Raw genomic sequence first — 17,274 nt, 5'->3', positions numbered from 1 at the left:
ACTTATAATTTTTTATAATAATTGATAAAACCATTTAATAATTTCTTGCATGAAATCACTTTTTCTAAAATATTTTTTAAATCTTCCTTTGACATATAACCTAAATCAAAAGATAAATACAATTGTGTTTCTACTTCTTGTAAAGAACCTTTAGCTATAAATAAAAAATGAATAGTTTCCTTATTTGACTGTCTCCCAATTCCTTCTGCTATATTTGAAGGAACAGAAACAGCACATCTTCTTACTTGATTTGTTAATCCATACATTTCTTCTTTTGGGTATTTCTTTGTTAAGAGATATACTTCTTTTACAAGTCCTCTTGAATATTTCCAAACATCTAAATCTGTATAATTCATAATTTTATTTGGTTTTTGGCTGCTAGTTTTTATTTAATGGTGTTTTAAATCTAACCATAAACTAAAAACCATTAACCAACAACTAACCTTGGTTTATATTTTGCTGCAATACTTGCGATAACTCTAATGTGTTCTGGGCTTGTTCCACAACATCCACCAATAATATTAATTAAGTTTTTCTTTAAATACTCTTCTATTTGCTCTCCCATTTCTTCTGGAGATTCGTCATATTCTCCAAATGCATTGGGTAGTCCCGCATTTGGGTGCGCAGAAACTGCAAATTCAGTTTTATTAGCAATTGCTTCTAAATGAGGTTGTAATAAATTTGCTCCTAAAGCACAATTGAATCCAACAGATAATAAAGGAATATGAGAAACAGAAATTAAAAAAGCTTCTGCTGTTTGCCCAGATAACGTTCTTCCTGATGCATCTGTAATTGTACCACTTAACATTACTGGAATCTCAAGATTTCTTTCTTCTTTTACCTCTTCAATAGCAAATAAAGCTGCTTTAGCATTTAAAGTATCAAATACAGTTTCTACCAACAATAAATCTGCACCACCATCTAATAAGGCTTCGGCTTGTTGTTTATAAGCAATTCTTAATTCATCAAAAGTTACAGCTCTATACCCAGGATCATTTACATCTGGAGACATGCTTGCAGTTCTGTTGGTTGGTCCCATAGAACCCGCTACAAAACGAGGTTTGTGTGGTTCTTTTGCAGTGAATTCATCAGCAACTTCTTTGGCTATTTTTGCAGATTGATAGTTTAGTTCATATACCAAATCTTCCATTTGATAATCTGCCATTGCTATTGTAGTTCCTGAAAAGGTGTTAGTTTCTACAATATCTGCACCTGCTTCAAAATATTTACCATGTATGGTTTTGATAGCTTCTGGTTGTGTTATTGACAATAAATCATTATTACCTTGCAGAGGTGTTGTATAATCTTTAAAGCGCTCTCCTCTAAAATCTTCTTCAGTGAATTTATAAGCTTGTAGCATGGTACCCATTGCACCATCTAAGACTAAAATTCTTTCTTGTAAAGCTTTATGTATGTTTGACATATTTTATTTTTCTTTAATATGTCATCAGGAAAAGTGAAATTTTTCGCTGTTATCTTTCAAGTAAATCTTGTAGAAAGTAGCACCTTTCTCAAAAACGAGAGGTTGCCAAGGTTTCACAGGGTCTATTCCCTCAACCTTTCGTGATAACATATTAATTAAGTTTATGAACCAAATTCGAGACAAAGTAACGAACTTTTTTTTTTATTTTATAATTTATTCAAAGATATCTGATGATAAGTATCTGTCTCCTCTATCACATATTATAGCCACAACAACACCTTTATCTATTGAATTGGCAATTTTTATAGCTGTAGCTACTGAACCTCCACTACTCATTCCTGAAAAAATTCCTTCTTCTTGTGCCAAACGAATGGTCATTGCTTTGGCTTCTTCTTCACTAACTTCTAAAACTTGATCTATTTTGTTTGCCTTAAAAATTGCAGGTAAATATTCTTCTGGCCATTTTCTGATTCCTGGGATTTTAGCACCATCTTTTGGTTGTGCTCCAATAATTTGAATATTTTCATTCTTTCCTTTTAAAAAGTCTGAAACACCTGTAATGGTTCCTGTAGTACCCATTGCTGAGACAAAATGGGTTACTTGACCTTCTGTATCTCTCCAAATTTCTGGACCTGTAGTGTTGTAATGTGCTTTTGGATTATCGAAATTATCAAACTGATTTAATCTAAAATATCCTTTTTTATATTTTAACTTTAAAGCGTGATCAATTGCACCTTCCATTCCTTTATCAGCAGGTGTTAAAATTACTTTTGCACCATAAGCACGCATTGTTTTTACACGTTCAATGGTTGAGTTTTCTGGCATTGTAATGACCATATTTACTCCTAATACTTTTGCCATTAACGCTAAAGCAATTCCTGTATTTCCACTAGTTGCCTCTACTAAAGTATCACCTTTTTTTATATTTTTTCTTTTGATTGCCTCAGAAATCATATAATAAGCAGCTCTATCTTTAACACTTCCTCCAGGATTATTTCCTTCTAACTTTAACAATAATGTTACTCCGTCTTTTTGAAATATATTTTGAGCTTCCACTAAAGGGGTATTTCCAACAAAATCTATAATACTTTTAGTTTTCATCTTTCTATTTTCTCTTTTGAAATATTTTATTTTCTGATTGTACTGTAACCACAGAATTTTCTGATACTGATTCTGTAATGCATACATTTGCACCGATTACAGAATTTGCACCTATAACAACATCACCTCCTAAAATAGTGGCATTTGCATAAATAACCACTCGGTTTTCTATGGTTGGATGTCTTTTGGTTAATGCTAAACTTTTCTTTACTTGGATTCCACCCAAGGTTACCCCTTGAAAAATTTGAACATCATTTTTAATGACAGTTGTTTCTCCAATTACAATTCCTGTTGCATGATCGATAAAAAAAGAATCCCCTATTTCTGCTCCTGGATGAATATCTGTACCTGTTGTACTGTGTACAAACTCGCTCATCATTCTTGGTAAAATAGGCACTTCTAATTGCAACAATTGATGACTTAAACGATGTACGGCAATAGCGTAAAAACCGGGATATGCTAAATACACTTCTTCTAAACTTTTAGAAGCTGGATCATTTTTATGAGCAGCTTGTGCATCTAAATCCAATTTTTTTCTTATTTCTGTAAAATGACTTTCATAAGAACACCAAATTTCTTCACCGTTCTCAATTGACAGTCTTTCTAAAATCTTTAGGAACTGTGCTTTAGTTTTTGCCCCACTTTCTGACAAATGATTTACATCGAACAAATTATTGATTAATTGTTTTGTAAAAGATGCAACTGCATCTCGCAAACACATGCTGTAGTTTTTAAAACTAATCAATTGTTTTGTTTTTATTTGTTCTGTTTGTTCCATGATATCACCTTAACTTTCTGGTGCTAATTCAACTTCTAAACCATCCATTTCTGGAGTCATTTGTATTTGACAACCTAACCTACTATTGTCTTCTACATTAAATGCTTCTGCTAACATCGCATCTTCATCATCTGTCATTTCTGGTAATTCGTGATTAGATTTTACATAACATTGACATGAAGCACACATTGCCATACCTCCACAAATACCGATAGTTCCTTCTTCTGCTAATTCGTAAGAACGTACCACTTCCATTAGGTTCATTGCCATGTCTGTTGGTGCTACAACTTCGTGCGTCTCACCATTTCTGTCTGTTATTTTTATATTGATGTCTTGCATCTATCTATTTTCATTATTTATGTTGTCTGCAAATTTATACAAACCTAACAAATTTACACTTAGATTGTTCCTAAATAAACAAGAAAGCCTTTAAGGTTTAAATTCGCAATTAATTGGAATAAATCTATAGGCTTTAGACAAGTCTAGCCCAGATTGAAGTATTTGTTTGAGCTCTTTTTGCTTTTTGGAGCAAAAAAGCGAGTACTGAAAGCTGGAAATAGCTTCTAAAAAAATTACTGAATTGCTTTTACAACTGCTTTTGGTGCTTCTTTTTTTGTTCCGTCAAAACCTTGAACCCCACCAACTGTGGTATATTTCATTACATACTTTTTATCTGGAAATATTCTCTTGTATGCACTTTGACACATTAATGTAGCCTCGTGGAAACCACAAAGAATCAGTTTTAATTTCCCTGGATATGTATTTACGTCACCAATTGCATAAATTCCTGGAATATTGGTTTGATAATCTAACGCATTATTTACTTTAATGGCGTTCTTCTCAATTTCTAATCCCCAGTTACCAATTGGCCCTAATTTTGGAGACAATCCGAATAGAGGAATAAAGTGATCTGTATCTACAATAAACCCATCTTCTCCTTTTTTCTCTACAACAACACCTGTAACTTTATCATCACCAATAATTCCTTTTACTTCTGCAGGAGTGATGATGTTAATTTTACCCAAGTTTTTTAATTCTTGTGCTTTTTCTACAGAATCTAAAGCGCCTCTAAATTCGTTTCTTCTATGAATTAGGGTTACTTCTGATGCTACATCTGATAAGAAAATTGCCCAATCTAAAGCAGAATCTCCACCACCAGAAATTACTACTTTTTTATCTCTGTACAATTCTGGTTCTTTAATAATGTATTCTACACCATTGTCTTCGTACTTTGCTAAATTTTCTAGTAATGGTTTTCTTGGTTCAAAAGAACCTAAACCACCTGCAATTGCAACAACTTTTGCGTGGTGTTTTGTACCTTTATTTGTGGTTACAATAAAAGTACCATCTTCTTGTTTATCAATAGTATCTGCTCTTTCTCCTAAGGTAAAACCAGGTTCAAATTGTTTGATTTGTTCCATCAATTTATCCGTTAAATCTCCGGCTAAAATTTCTGGATAAGCAGGAATATCATAAATAGGTTTTTTAGGATAAATTTCTGAACATTGACCACCTGGTTGTGGCAAAGCATCAATTAAATGACATTTTAATTTTAACAATCCAGCTTCAAAAACTGTGAATAATCCTGTTGGTCCTGCTCCGATAATTAGTATATCTGTTTGTATCATAATCTACTTTTTGTAGACCTTTCAGTTTTTTAAAACCTGAAAGGTCTCAATCTTTCTACTTTTTTTCTACTAAACTTTTTGTGAATTCGTTTAGCTTTTCTACTTTTTCTTCAAAGTCTCCTTTGATAGTTTTTCTATACTCGTTTAAATTTTTCACTAAATCATCAATATTTTCTGGAATTACTTCTTCGAAAAATTGACGTAATCTTTTAGCTGTTGTTGGCGATTTTCCGTTTGTTGAAATTGCCACTTTTACGTTTCCTTTGGTTACAATTCCGCCCATATAAAAATCGCAATATGGAGGGTTATCAGCCACGTTTACCAATTTTGCTTGAGCTCTACAATCTTTCCAAACTTGAACATTTATCTCTGGAATATCTGTAGTAGCCACCACAATATGTCGTCCTTGTAAATATTTCTCGTGATAAACATCATTTATTAATGTAACGCAACCTTTTTTTGCTAAGGCAATTGTACCCTCTCTAAACATTGGAGAAACTATTGTTACTTTTGCATCTGGACTTGATTTTAATAAAAAGGTTAATTTTTCTTCTGCCACAAAACCACCACCTACAATTAGAAAATTTAGGTTTTTTGCTTTTAAGAAAATTGGATATAGATTATTTCTTTCCATTTCCATTTTATCCCCAAAAGCTGGAATCTGATTCTCTGAACTTTTATTTTTATCTAGTACTTTCACTATTTACTTATCGCTTCTTTTACTAAAGAATTTATGATTGCTCTGTGCTTTACAACTTCTCCTAAAACAATTATTGCAGGGTTTTTTAATGCTTTTTCTGCAACAATATTTTCTATGGTGTCTACAGTTCCAATTCCTATTTTTTCGTCTGGTCTTGTCCCATTTTGAATAATAGCCACTGGCAAATCATTTTTACTTTCAGCCTGAAATAAATTTACAATTTGAGGCAATTTGCTCATCCCCATTAACACCACAACTGTTGCATTAGATTTTGCTGCCAATTTTATATCTTCAGATATTTTATGGTCTTTTGTTGTGCCTGTAATTACCCAAAAACTTTCTGAACTTCCTCTTTTAGTAACTGGTATATTTTGATTTGCAGCTACTGCCATCGATGATGAAATACCTGGAACCATTGCCACATTTATTCCGAAATTTGCAGCATATTCCATTTCTTCTGCACCTCTACCAAAAATGAAAGGATCTCCGCCTTTTAAGCGAACCACATGACCAAAAGCTTTTGCTCTTTCTACAATGAGCTCGTTAATTTGTTCTTGTTGATAACGATAACAACCTCTTCTTTTTCCTACAAAAATTTGTTCTGCTTCTGGGTTTATATAGTCTAATAATTCTTCGTTTACCAAAGCATCATATAACACTACATCCGCCGTTTTTAAAACCTTAATTGCTTTAACAGTAATTAAATCTATGTCTCCAGGCCCAGCCCCTACAACTGTTAATTTTGGTGTTTTAAAACTCATTTTTTTCTTTTTACTATTTACTGTGCAATTGTAGTTTCTGCTGCTCTAAAAGCTCTTACTTTTTGCAAAAATAAAGTTGCATCATTGATATATTTTTCTGCAAACTCTTTGGTTGGTGCAAATTTATTAATTTGATAGATCAATTCTGAAAAAGATGTACCTAAATCAATTTTACCAGATGCTACAAACAATTCATCGAATTGAGCAATAATACTTGCATGCGTATTTGTTTTCTTATTTTCTGCTAATAAAGACGCTTTTGCCGAATTTACAATTGATTGATATGTATAGTATATTGAACCTGAATACACTCCGTTTTCTAAAGCTTCTTTTGCATTCTCTATTTTTTCTTCGCTTTCTAAAAATAAAGTAGCAATTAAATCGATAACAACTCCTGCACATTCTCCTACACCAATTGCTTTTACATACTTTTCATCTTCACCCCAATCAATAAAATCGTCTTGAGTTAAATTAGTTACATCTTGCAAATCGTTTAATAAGTCATAGAAATATCTTTCTCCTTTTTCTTTATAATAATCTCCGAATTTAGATGTATTACTATTAGTTTCAAAATCATTTAAAATTCTACGCAAAGCCTCAGGACCTCTTTTACTTGGCACTTTTACTACTTTATCTGCAAAAATTGCATTTCCATCACCATTATTCTGACCCCCTAGCAACACTTGTAATGCTGGTGCTACTAATTTGTCTTTAGTTCTTACTGTCATCCCTTGGAAACCAATATTAGCCATATTGTGTTGCCCACAAGCATTCATACATCCACTAATTTTAATGATTAAATCTTCATTTTTTAAATACTGGGGGTATTCAGTCTTAATTACTCGTTCTAATTCGTCTGCAATACCAGTACTACTTGCAATACCCAAATTACAGGTATCTGTACCTGGACAAGCTGTAATATCTACTGCTTTGTTATACCCTGCTTCTACAAAACCTAATTTTTCTAATTCTTGATAAAAATAAGGGACTAAATCTTCTTTTACAAAAGGAATTACAATATTTTGACGTAACGTTAAACGGATTTCTCCTGCTGCATACCCATCAACTAAATCTGCTAATAATCTTGCTTTGTCTGTGTAAAAATCGCCTAATAAAACTTTAATTCCGATTGCAACATAACCTTCTTGTTTTTGCGGAATTAAGTTGGTCGATTTCCATAAATTAAAAGCTTCTTGATTTTTAATTTCAACCTGAGGGACATCAACAGAAACTGGAGTTGAGGCAACATAAGCATCTGCATTTATGGTAACCGTTTTAAATTCAATTGCTTTTTGTTCTTTGGCTATTAAATCTCTAAAAGCCTCTAAACCGATATCTTTTAGCAAGAATTTCATTCTAGCTTTGGCCCTACTTTTACGTTCACCATATCTATCAAAAATTCGTAAAACACCTTCCATAACTGGAATAATTTTATCTGATGGTAAAAAATCATAAAGAACATCTGCGTGTCTAGGTTGTGAACCTAAGCCGCCACCAACCATGACTTTAAAACCTCTTACACCATCTTGTATTTTTGCGATAAAACCTAAATCGTGTAAATAAGATAAGCCTGTATCTTCATCTGTAGAAGAAAAAGAAACTTTAAATTTACGACCCATTTCTTGACAAATTGGGTTACGTAAAAAGAATTTATACAAAGCGTCTGCATAAGGAGAAACATCAAAAGGCTCGTTTACATCTATACCAGCAGTTTCTGAAGCAGTTACATTTCTAACCACATTACCACAAGCTTCACGTAAAGTAACCTCATCTTTTTCTAATTCTGCCCACAATTCTGGGGTTCTATTTAAATCTACATAATGAATTTGAATATCTTGACGTGTTGTGATGTGTAATCTACCTCTTGAATATTCATCAGAAACCTCAGCAATTCTTCGTAATTGATTACTTTTTACTTTACCATAAGGTAATTTTATACGAATCATTTGAACACCTGCTTGACGCTGACCGTAAACTCCTCTGGCTAAACGAAGACTTCTAAATTTTTCTTCATCAATTTGTAAGTTATTGAATTTTGCAATTTTATCTGCTAATTCAATAATATCTTTTTCTACAACCGGATTTTCTATTTCTGTTTCAAAACTTTTCATTCCTCTCCCCAACCCTCTCCAAAGGAGAGGGAGTTTTTTACGGTTATTTTAAATTGTTAATACTTATTACTTTCTTCTTTTTCACAAACTTGCTAAATTCCCCCTTTGGGTGTTAGGGGGCTTTTATAAAACCAACCCCTACAGTATTGTTAGTTTTTGGATTAATTAAAATAAATGAACCATTTGATTTGTTGTTTTTATACGCATCAAAAGCCAATGGTTTACTTAATTTTAATTGGATATCTCCTATTTGATTTAATTCTAATTCTGATGGATTTTCTTCAATACCAGAAAAATCAGTTTTTATAATACTTGATAGTTGCGTAATTTTAGCTTGTGCATCGTTTACACCATGTTTAATGTAATATTTTTGTGATGCTTGCAAAGGTTCTTTGTCCATCCAACAAATTGTTGCCTCTAATTGTTTTGCAATTTGTGGCTCCTCATTTATTTTTACTAACATATCTCCTCTACTTACATTTACATTATCTTCTAGAGTAATGGTAACTGAGCTTCCTCTTTTTGCTTTTTGATATTCTTTATCAAAGAAATTAATGGTTTTTATTTTCGATTTTGTTAACGAAGGTAAAATTGCTACTTCATCTCCAACTTCAAAATCACCTCCATAAATTTTACCTGCATAGCCTCTAAAATCGTGATAAGCATCTGTTTTTGGTCTGATTACAGTTTGAACTGGAAAACGTGTTTGAGACTCATCGTTAATATCTTCTGCATCTAATCTTTCTAAATGATGCATTAAGGTTTCTCCTTGATACCAATCCATATTTTCAGATTTTTCTACAACATTATCTCCTTTTAAAGCTGATAATGGAATAAAAGTTAAATTCTGACCTTTATATTCACTTTTACTTGCTAAATATTCGATTTCGCCTTTAATGATATTGTATTTTTCTTCAGAAAAATCTACCAAATCCATTTTATTTACAGCAATTACAACATCTTTTATCCTTAATAAATTATTGATAAAAAAGTGTCTGTATGTTTGTTCTACAACTCCATTTCTTGCATCAATTAAAACAATTGAAGCTTGTGCTGTAGAAGCACCTGTAACCATATTTCTGGTATATTCTATATGCCCAGGAGTATCTGCAATAATGAAACTTTTGCTTGGCGTTGAAAAATAAATATGTGCTACATCAATGGTAATTCCTTGTTCACGCTCTGCAACTAAACCATCTGTGGCCAGAGAAAAATCTAAATAATCGAAACCCCTTTGTTGACTTTTTTCTTCTATGGCTTCTAATTTATCGTCAGTTAGTGATTTGGTATCGTATAAAATACGCCCAATTAAGGTACTTTTACCATCATCTACACTACCTGCTGTTGCTATTTTTAATACTTTCATAAGCCCATCCTAACCTTCCCAAAGGGAAGGAACACTCTTGTGGAAAGTGTTACTTTTATTAATTTTACTACTATTTTTTATACCTACAAGGTTTTTAAAACCTTGCAGGATGTTGTTTCCAGTTTTACCCCCTTTGGGGGAAAGGGGGCTAAAAATACCCTTGTTGTTTTCTTTTTTCCATGGCAGCTTCAGAACGCTTATCATCTATTCTTGCGCCTCTTTCTGATATGGAGGAATCTCTAATTTCTTCTACCACCTTAGAAATATCTACTGCATCAGATAAAACTGCTGCTGTACAACTCATATCTCCTACTGTTCTAAAACGAACCATTTTTTCTATTACTTCTTCTTCTTCATCTCTATAAACAACATCATCTGCAGCAGACCAAATCATTCCATCTCTAACAAACACCTTTCTTTTATGTGCAAAATATATTGATGGAATTTCGATTTGTTCTTGTTCTATATAAGACCAAACGTCTAATTCTGTCCAGTTAGAGATTGGAAAAACACGAACATTCTGACCTAAATCAATACGTCCATTTAACATATCAAACACTTCTGGACGTTGGTTTTTTTCATCCCATTGACCAAAATCATCTCTTACAGAAAAAATTCTTTCTTTAGCTCTTGCTTTTTCTTCATCTCTTCTTGCACCTCCTATACAGGCATCGAAACCAAATTCTTCTATAGCATCTAATAAAGTTTCTGTTTGCAACATATTTCTACTTGCATACCTACCTGTTTCTTCTTTAACTCTACCAGAATCGATATTATCTTGTACGTTTCTTACAATTAGCTCAACACCTAAATCTTTTGCCAAACGATCTCTAAACTCAATAGTTTCTGGAAAGTTATGCCCTGTATCTATGTGCATTAATGGAAAAGGAATTTTAGCAGGATAAAATGCTTTCTGTGCTAAACGTACCAAAGTAATACTGTCTTTACCTCCTGAAAATAATAAGACAGGTTTTTCGAACTGCGCTACTACTTCTCTAAAAATATAAATTGCTTCACTTTCTAAAGCATCTACTTGTATTGTTGTCTGACTCATGTCTTATTTTTTATATATGTAAACCACATTCACGGTTACTTTCTACTTTTGTTGGATCGAAATAGGTAAACTCGTTTGGTAAATTCTTTTCTTTTAAATAAGCATCTAATTGCTCATCAGACCAGTGATAAAATGGGCTCACTTTAACAATACCATCTTTGCTTAAAGAAACAACATCTATACTATTTCTAAATGCTGTTTGTCCTTTTCTAAGATTTGTAAACCAAACATCTGGTTGATGTTCTTTCATGGCTCTTGCAAAAGGCTCTAGCTTTACTTGCTCTGTAAAAATTGCATGTTTTGGATCTTCTATTGATGGAACTCCTAAAACCACATTTCTATGAGCAGCTGTTTGTTTTGGTGTGTATAACTGTATGTTTAAGGCTAATTTTTCTATAATTTCTTCTGCGTGTTTATAGGTTTGCACTGTGTTATAACCAGTATCACACCAAATTACTTTTATGTCTTTTTTCACTTCTGTAACTGCATTTAAAATTGCAACTTCATAAGGTCTAAAATTGGTAGTAATTACTGCATTTTTTGCAAAAGAAATAGCCCAAGAAATAATTTCTGAAGGGCTTTTGTCTTTTAATTCTTTGTTTATTTTGTCTAAATCTAGGCTCATTATTTTCCCCATTTTATTTTATTCCAAATTCTTTCATGGAAGAAGTATAAAACTAATTTTGTTAAAAAATCTACTGATGCTATAGAAGCTGCTAATGTAATTTTGCCTGTAAGAAAGTATGAAACCACTAAAGTATCTAATGTACCAATAAGTCTCCAACTCAATGCTTTAACTATACTTCTTAAAGGTTTTTCTGAGGCAACATCATCTTCAAAACTTTGTTTTGCTATCTTTTTGCTAAAAATCATTTGATCTGCAATCATAAAAAATTATGAATTTTATTATCCTACTTATTTAGTAGAGTAAGCAAACATACATCATATTTTTGTATTGAAGTGATAAAAAAACAACAAAATTTATAAAATCCTATAGATTTAGTAGATTTCTAATAAAATGACGGTAATTTTAAGGATTTAAGATTACTAAAACCTTTTCGCAAAAAAAATAAATGTTAAATATTGTTAACATTATCTTTAGACTATTTATAAAGTTAAAAAGTTTTTCCTAAAGTAAGTTGTAAAGGGATAGCAACACCATCATTTCTGGTAAAAATATTACCATTTGAATAGTGCATGATGCGCATTTCTACATTGTATTTTCTTTTATCACCAAAAAAAACGCCAAAGCCCATAGTATCTTGATAGGTGATTTTTGGACCTGATTTAAAACCATCTATATCAGCTTTAGAGATAAAGGCTGGTCCTATAATAGAATAATTTGTATAGAAATCGAAACCTTTTTTTCTCATTATATAAAAACGTAATGTCGGAAAAATAGAGAATGCAAAAACATCTGTTTTGCCTTTTTGAGATTGGAAATATGTAGCGCTTAAACCCCAATCTAAAGAGAATATTTTTTCTGACCTGTAAATTAATTTTTGATACGTTAATGATACTGCATGTTGTGCTTTAACATTACCAACCCAAAAAACAGGAATTCCAAAACTATCGAAATTACCAACTGGCAAGCTCATACCAAAAAATTGGTTGAAACCAAAGCCAATTGCTCCTGTTCCATAACTAAGTTGAAAAATATGATTCGGAAAAAAATATTCATTATTTTCATATTCATCAGCCGTTTTATCATCAACTTGTTGTAAGTGATATTCAAACCCCAAGGATGCTTGCGAAATAGAAGGTTGATTATTTTTATCTGACCTTGGCAAGAACGTACCGTTTGCAGATAGACGCCATTTATTAGATAGCTTATATTGCAACCCAAAACCATAAATTAAACTAGCATAATGGGCATCATTATAAATAACTTTATCATCAATAGAAAAACCAAATCTGGTTAAATTTGCTAAACCAGCTTCTAAGTAAACAGCTGTTTTTTCTTGAAGTTGAAAGTCTTTTTTTAAGGAAAGGGACCAAGCATTAATCCACACACTTCTGTAATAACCTATATTATTTACATTATCGTATTTAAACCAAGCTGCTGGCCTCATTGTCCCAAACTGAATTGATACGTTGTCATTTAATTTATGGCCTAAAAGTAATCTACCAGAAAACCAATTTCTGCTAAATGTTTCTGTTTCATAACCATCAATTAAATTATCATTAGAAAATGGGTAAAAAATTCCACCCAAATTAATGCTGTAGTATGAGTTTGCTAAGAAATTGGTAAATTTTGTTTTCTGTTTCTTTGTTACTTGGCCTAAAAAATCTAACGTAATACAAAAAAACAAAACAAATAATACTCTTTTTTTCATGTTTAAGTTATTATTTCTAATCTGTTTTTTTAACTGCTGAAGATATATCTGCTAAAGTTGTATTTTTAAAAATTTTTAGCGTATTATCTCTAACTTGTATCATTAATTTATGAACAGCGCATGTATTTTCATCAGGACAATCTGCACATTTTTCATAAAAATTTAAACTCACGCAAGGTACCATAGAAATAGGGCCTTCTAAAATTCTATAAATAGTAGTCATTAAAATTTCGTTTGGCTCTTTTAATAAATAGTATCCTCCACCTTTTCCTTTCTTAGACCCTAACAAACCATTTTTTCGTAGTGTTAATAAAATACTTTCTAAAAATTTTAAAGAAATATTTTCACTTTTAGAAATAGTTGCAATCTGAACAGGCGCTTTGCATTCTTGTTTTGCCAAGTAAGTAAGCGCTTTAATACCGTATTTTGTTTTTTTAGATAGCATAATGCTAAGATAGAGAATTTCTAATCAAAAAAAGTAACTGATTTTTTATCCTATAAATATGAACATCTGTTTTGTTGCATGTGTTTATTATTTACCAAATTTATACTGATATTAAAATACTTAACTATGAACAAAATTACTTTTAAAATTACTCTTTTTTTAGTTGCCATATTTGGCATGCTTCAGCCATTAAATGCCCAAAATAATATAAAATATGGAGACGATTATATTGTTTTTGAAGCAGAAGACACAGAGACAGACTTAGGAAGTTTGTGGACAGTTAGAACACCTCAAAGTTCTGGATATTTAGAATACCTATTTTACAAAAATGATTCTCCAGATCCAATAAATGATACTTATTTAGAATATACAGGACCTTGGCAAGGCGCTGGAAGCGAATTAGAATATAAATTTACTTGCCCAAAAACAGGTACTTATCAAATTGCAATGCGATTGCATACTCCTTTACGAGAATCTAATAATCCCAATAAAGGTAAATGGCTAACTCCTCCTGGAGACACTGACCCAGTTTGGTGGGAATTGGCAGATCTTAGAAACGATTTCTTTGTTAAAATGGAAGGCAATTTTACTAGTGGATCTGCAAAACATACTGAAAATGATTTAAGAACATTTCATAAATTTTTTGGTAGAGGTGCCAATAAATGGGGAACTTGTATCAACTTAGAACATAATGGTAACAATGGTTTATTTTATAATTTAGTTGAAGGAGAAGAATATACCTTTTACTTAAAGGGCAGGTCTAACACAGCTATTGTTGATTATATTGTTTTTTATGACACTTCTTATTTAGCGCATAACATCAACAATCAAGGACCAGATTTAGCGATTCAACTTCCAGAAGAACTGCGTCCTTATGCAATTCCTACAGCTATGGTTTTTAACTCAAATAAAATAGATTTAAGAGTAGGTACATCATTACAACTTGAAACAATTATGACTCCGACAAATGCAAATCCGAATGCAACTTGGAGTTCTTCTGATGATGCAATTGTTAGTGTTGATGAAAACGGAATTATAACCGCTAAAGGAAGTATTACAGACAAAGTAACCATAACAGCAGTTAATAAATTTGATAATTCTTTAATAGCAACCACAGAAATTACTTTGGTGGCATTTTTTAATGAACCGGTTACTTCTGTAACTGTAAACCCAAACCAAATTAATATTGTAGAGGGAGAGTCAGATCAATTGTCTGTTACTGTTTTACCAGAAACAGCTGATGACAGAAGTGTAACCTGGTCTAGTAGTGATGATGCTATTGCAACAGTAGATCAAAATGGAATGGTTACAGGAATAAGTACAGGATCAGTAAAAATTACAGCAACCTCTAATGATAACAATACCATTTTTGGAGAAGCTGATGTAGTTATAGAAGAAGCTATTCCAATGTCTGTTTCCATTAATAAAATTAATGGTATGTCTATAGCTGATTTTAAAACAGCTAGATCTAATAAAATAGAAATTGATGAGGTTTTAGAAATGGAAATATCTCATTCTAATATCACAGAATTTGGTGGTACAGGTTTTGGAAGAGTAGTAATTAGATATGCAATAAATAACGGGGGTAAAGCTGTTGGACCCAACTTAAATATAGACAATGTTGCACTTGGAGCAGCAGAAGTTACCGAAACTGTAAACTATACAGTTGCAGATCATAACACTGGAAACAGTTCTGAAACTGCAGTTTTACAAATTTTTGCCGCACAAAATTTTGGTGGTATTAATAGTTTATATGCTGGTTTTGAAGTCGTGCCATCTGGAACTTTATCAATTAAAAAAGAACTCCTTAATCAAGCAATACAACTGTATCCAAATCCTGCTGAAAACTATTTTATGATTAATACTAGCGCTAACGTTTCAAACTTAAAAGCGCAAATTTTTGATATGTCTGGCAAATTAGTGTATTCAAAACTAGTTAGCCACAGACAGATTTCTACTGATGCATTTAAATCAGGTGTATATATTGTTAAGTTACAAGCTGATCATATTACAATTCATAGAAAACTAATCATTAAATAAAAATTATGTTACAAAAGGGTATGTTCAAGAATTTAGTTTTCATAATATTTATATCATATTTTAACTATACGAGTGCTCAATCTAATGTAAAATATGGAGATGATTATATAGTTTTTGAAGCCGAAGATACACTGAGCAATATACCTTTACAATGAAAGGTAAATCTAATGGGGCTTCATACGATTAATTGCTTTTTTATATGGATACAGCATGGCTAGATCAAAATATTGATTTAGCACTTCAAATATCCACTGAAATAAAACCAATATCATTTAAATTATGATGAAGAAAGCTAAAACATCCAATATCCTGCAAGGTTTTAAAAACCATATAGGTATAAACACATAACTAAACCTCTAAGATCTCAAAATAATCATAAATCCAGTTAGCAAAATAAAAACCTTCCAAATTAATTCGTTAATTAATGGCAAAATCTATACAACAAGAACTCAAAACAATCAAAACACGTCTTTAAGATTCCGTACGGATGATAAAGTAAGCCAACAGAAACACTAAGCAACCAAAACAAATCCCTAATCCCCCTTCCTTGATTGTTAAGCAGCAATACGAACTACTCAGTAACCCTACTTATTAACAAAATAATGCAATTTATTAATAAAGTCAGTAAATCTATAGAAGAGTAATTAATTTTAATCGTCAAGGAACGCCACGTAAAAGTAATGAAAGCTAAATTAATACAATTACCTCGTTATTCCACGAAAAAGAAATCGAATATTAAAGATAAATAAATTGCCATTGCACTAAAAAATCCACGCTCACAATCAGAAATCTTAGAAGCAACAAGAATTACATTACACAATGTAGAAACCAATCCAGTAATCAAACCTTTAATGGAAGAATTGGGTTACAACACCACAAAAATTGATGAAGGTAAAGCATTGTTAAAAGAGACTAAAAATCAATTCTTACAAAACCAACAAATAGAAGACAGCAAACTAAAGGCCTACAAACTCTTCGAAAACAAGCGCATAGAAATCGATGCAACATATGGTAAAGATCGTAAAAAATCTAAAATCATTTTTAAAAACAATACTTTAGTTCTCAAAGAACTAGCTTTAACAGGCTCAGTCCCTAAATCATATGTAAAATGGTTAGAAACCATAAGTTTATTTTACAACACATTAAACGCACAACCAAACTTAGTTAGTCAACTAACAGTAGTACAAATCACAACACAATCTGTTACAGAAGCATTAGCAGCCATAAATGAATTAGAAAGTTTTAGAGCAGCCTATATTCAATCCAAAGGAAATGCACAGAATGCTACCAAAAAAACAAAGCATTTGTTAAGTTAGAAAAATACATGAGCAATTTTTACGCTATGTCAAGAATCGCCCTAGAAGATGAACCACAATTATTAGAATCTTTAGGAAAAATTATTAAAAGTTAAGCTCTAATCTTACAATTGAAATAAAATAAATTTCGAAATAATTTAAAATAAAAAACCTCATATCGTAAGATATGAGGTTTAAGAATCTTGATTATTACAAGATAAAGAAAGGCAGCGACC

General features: G+C 31.7%; 17 protein-coding genes and 1 riboswitch. Of the genes, 2 read left to right on the top strand and 15 right to left on the bottom strand.

The window, feature by feature from the left end; genetic code table 11:
• Positions 1–2: 2 nt before the first annotated feature.
• From ACW9UN_RS15940 to ACW9UN_RS15870, 15 genes are all read right to left on the bottom strand, one after another.
• Positions 3–356 (bottom strand): four helix bundle protein, encoded by a 354-nt coding sequence (locus tag ACW9UN_RS15940; protein ID WP_459487359.1) that lies wholly within the window; start codon positions 354–356, stop codon positions 3–5.
• A 71-nt stretch (positions 357–427) separates the two neighbouring features.
• A complete protein-coding gene (locus tag ACW9UN_RS15935; RefSeq protein WP_459487358.1) occupies positions 428–1,423 on the bottom strand; it encodes a homocysteine S-methyltransferase family protein in 996 nt (331 codons plus the stop codon).
• A 46-nt stretch (positions 1,424–1,469) separates the two neighbouring features.
• A riboswitch (SAM riboswitch) is annotated at positions 1,470–1,573 on the bottom strand.
• 63 nt (positions 1,574–1,636) lie between these two features.
• Positions 1,637–2,524 (bottom strand): cysteine synthase CysM, encoded by an 888-nt coding sequence (gene cysM, locus ACW9UN_RS15930; protein WP_159948688.1) that lies wholly within the window; start codon positions 2,522–2,524, stop codon positions 1,637–1,639.
• Between the two features lie 4 nt (positions 2,525–2,528).
• Positions 2,529–3,302 (bottom strand): serine O-acetyltransferase EpsC, encoded by a 774-nt coding sequence (gene epsC / locus ACW9UN_RS15925; protein ID WP_459487357.1) that lies wholly within the window; start codon positions 3,300–3,302, stop codon positions 2,529–2,531.
• A gap of 9 nt (positions 3,303–3,311) precedes the next feature.
• Positions 3,312–3,641: a 2Fe-2S iron-sulfur cluster-binding protein gene (locus ACW9UN_RS15920; protein ID WP_159948692.1), complete on the bottom strand. Its 330-nt coding sequence runs from the start codon at positions 3,639–3,641 to the stop codon at positions 3,312–3,314.
• 233 nt (positions 3,642–3,874) lie between these two features.
• Positions 3,875–4,930 (bottom strand): NAD(P)/FAD-dependent oxidoreductase, encoded by a 1,056-nt coding sequence (locus tag ACW9UN_RS15915; protein WP_459487356.1) that lies wholly within the window; start codon positions 4,928–4,930, stop codon positions 3,875–3,877.
• 55 nt (positions 4,931–4,985) lie between these two features.
• The gene (locus ACW9UN_RS15910) at positions 4,986–5,564 is read right to left on the bottom strand and encodes a precorrin-2 dehydrogenase/sirohydrochlorin ferrochelatase family protein (RefSeq protein ID WP_459487377.1); all 579 of its coding nucleotides are present in this window, start codon (positions 5,562–5,564) and stop codon (positions 4,986–4,988) included.
• A gap of 65 nt (positions 5,565–5,629) precedes the next feature.
• Entirely contained in the window at positions 5,630–6,391 is a 762-nt protein-coding gene (gene cobA, locus ACW9UN_RS15905) for a uroporphyrinogen-III C-methyltransferase (RefSeq protein ID WP_459487355.1), read from the bottom strand.
• Positions 6,392–6,408: 17 nt separating this feature from the next.
• Positions 6,409–8,502, bottom strand: coding sequence for a ferredoxin-like domain-containing protein (locus ACW9UN_RS15900; protein ID WP_459487353.1), 2,094 nt, complete (start codon positions 8,500–8,502; stop codon positions 6,409–6,411).
• A gap of 112 nt (positions 8,503–8,614) precedes the next feature.
• Entirely contained in the window at positions 8,615–9,868 is a 1,254-nt protein-coding gene (locus tag ACW9UN_RS15895; protein ID WP_459487352.1) for a sulfate adenylyltransferase subunit 1, read from the bottom strand.
• Positions 9,869–10,016: 148 nt separating this feature from the next.
• Complete coding sequence (gene cysD / locus ACW9UN_RS15890) at positions 10,017–10,922, bottom strand: sulfate adenylyltransferase subunit CysD (protein WP_459487351.1); 906 nt, start codon at positions 10,920–10,922, stop codon at positions 10,017–10,019.
• Positions 10,923–10,932: 10 nt separating this feature from the next.
• Positions 10,933–11,547, bottom strand: coding sequence for a phosphoadenosine phosphosulfate reductase domain-containing protein (locus ACW9UN_RS15885; protein WP_459487350.1), 615 nt, complete (start codon positions 11,545–11,547; stop codon positions 10,933–10,935).
• Positions 11,547–11,810 (bottom strand): DUF2061 domain-containing protein, encoded by a 264-nt coding sequence (locus ACW9UN_RS15880; RefSeq protein WP_459487349.1) that lies wholly within the window; start codon positions 11,808–11,810, stop codon positions 11,547–11,549. Before ACW9UN_RS15880 ends, ACW9UN_RS15885 begins: the two co-directional genes overlap by 1 nt.
• 227 nt (positions 11,811–12,037) lie before the next feature.
• Positions 12,038–13,258, bottom strand: coding sequence for an acyloxyacyl hydrolase (locus ACW9UN_RS15875; protein ID WP_459487348.1), 1,221 nt, complete (start codon positions 13,256–13,258; stop codon positions 12,038–12,040).
• Between the two features lie 16 nt (positions 13,259–13,274).
• Positions 13,275–13,703 (bottom strand): RrF2 family transcriptional regulator, encoded by a 429-nt coding sequence (locus tag ACW9UN_RS15870; protein WP_459487347.1) that lies wholly within the window; start codon positions 13,701–13,703, stop codon positions 13,275–13,277.
• 126 nt (positions 13,704–13,829) lie between these two features.
• Here ACW9UN_RS15870 and ACW9UN_RS15865 point away from each other — a divergent pair, with 126 nt between their 5' ends.
• Both ACW9UN_RS15865 and ACW9UN_RS15860 read left to right on the top strand, forming a co-directional pair.
• Positions 13,830–15,743: an Ig-like domain-containing protein gene (locus ACW9UN_RS15865; RefSeq protein ID WP_459487346.1), complete on the top strand. Its 1,914-nt coding sequence runs from the start codon at positions 13,830–13,832 to the stop codon at positions 15,741–15,743.
• Between the two features lie 749 nt (positions 15,744–16,492).
• Entirely contained in the window at positions 16,493–17,059 is a 567-nt protein-coding gene (locus ACW9UN_RS15860; protein WP_459487376.1) for a PQLLE family protein, read from the top strand.
• The last annotated feature ends 215 nt before the right edge of the window (positions 17,060–17,274 follow it).

This window comes from Polaribacter litoreus (genome assembly GCF_054584775.1).
This window is presented reverse-complemented; position numbering and strand designations above follow the sequence as displayed.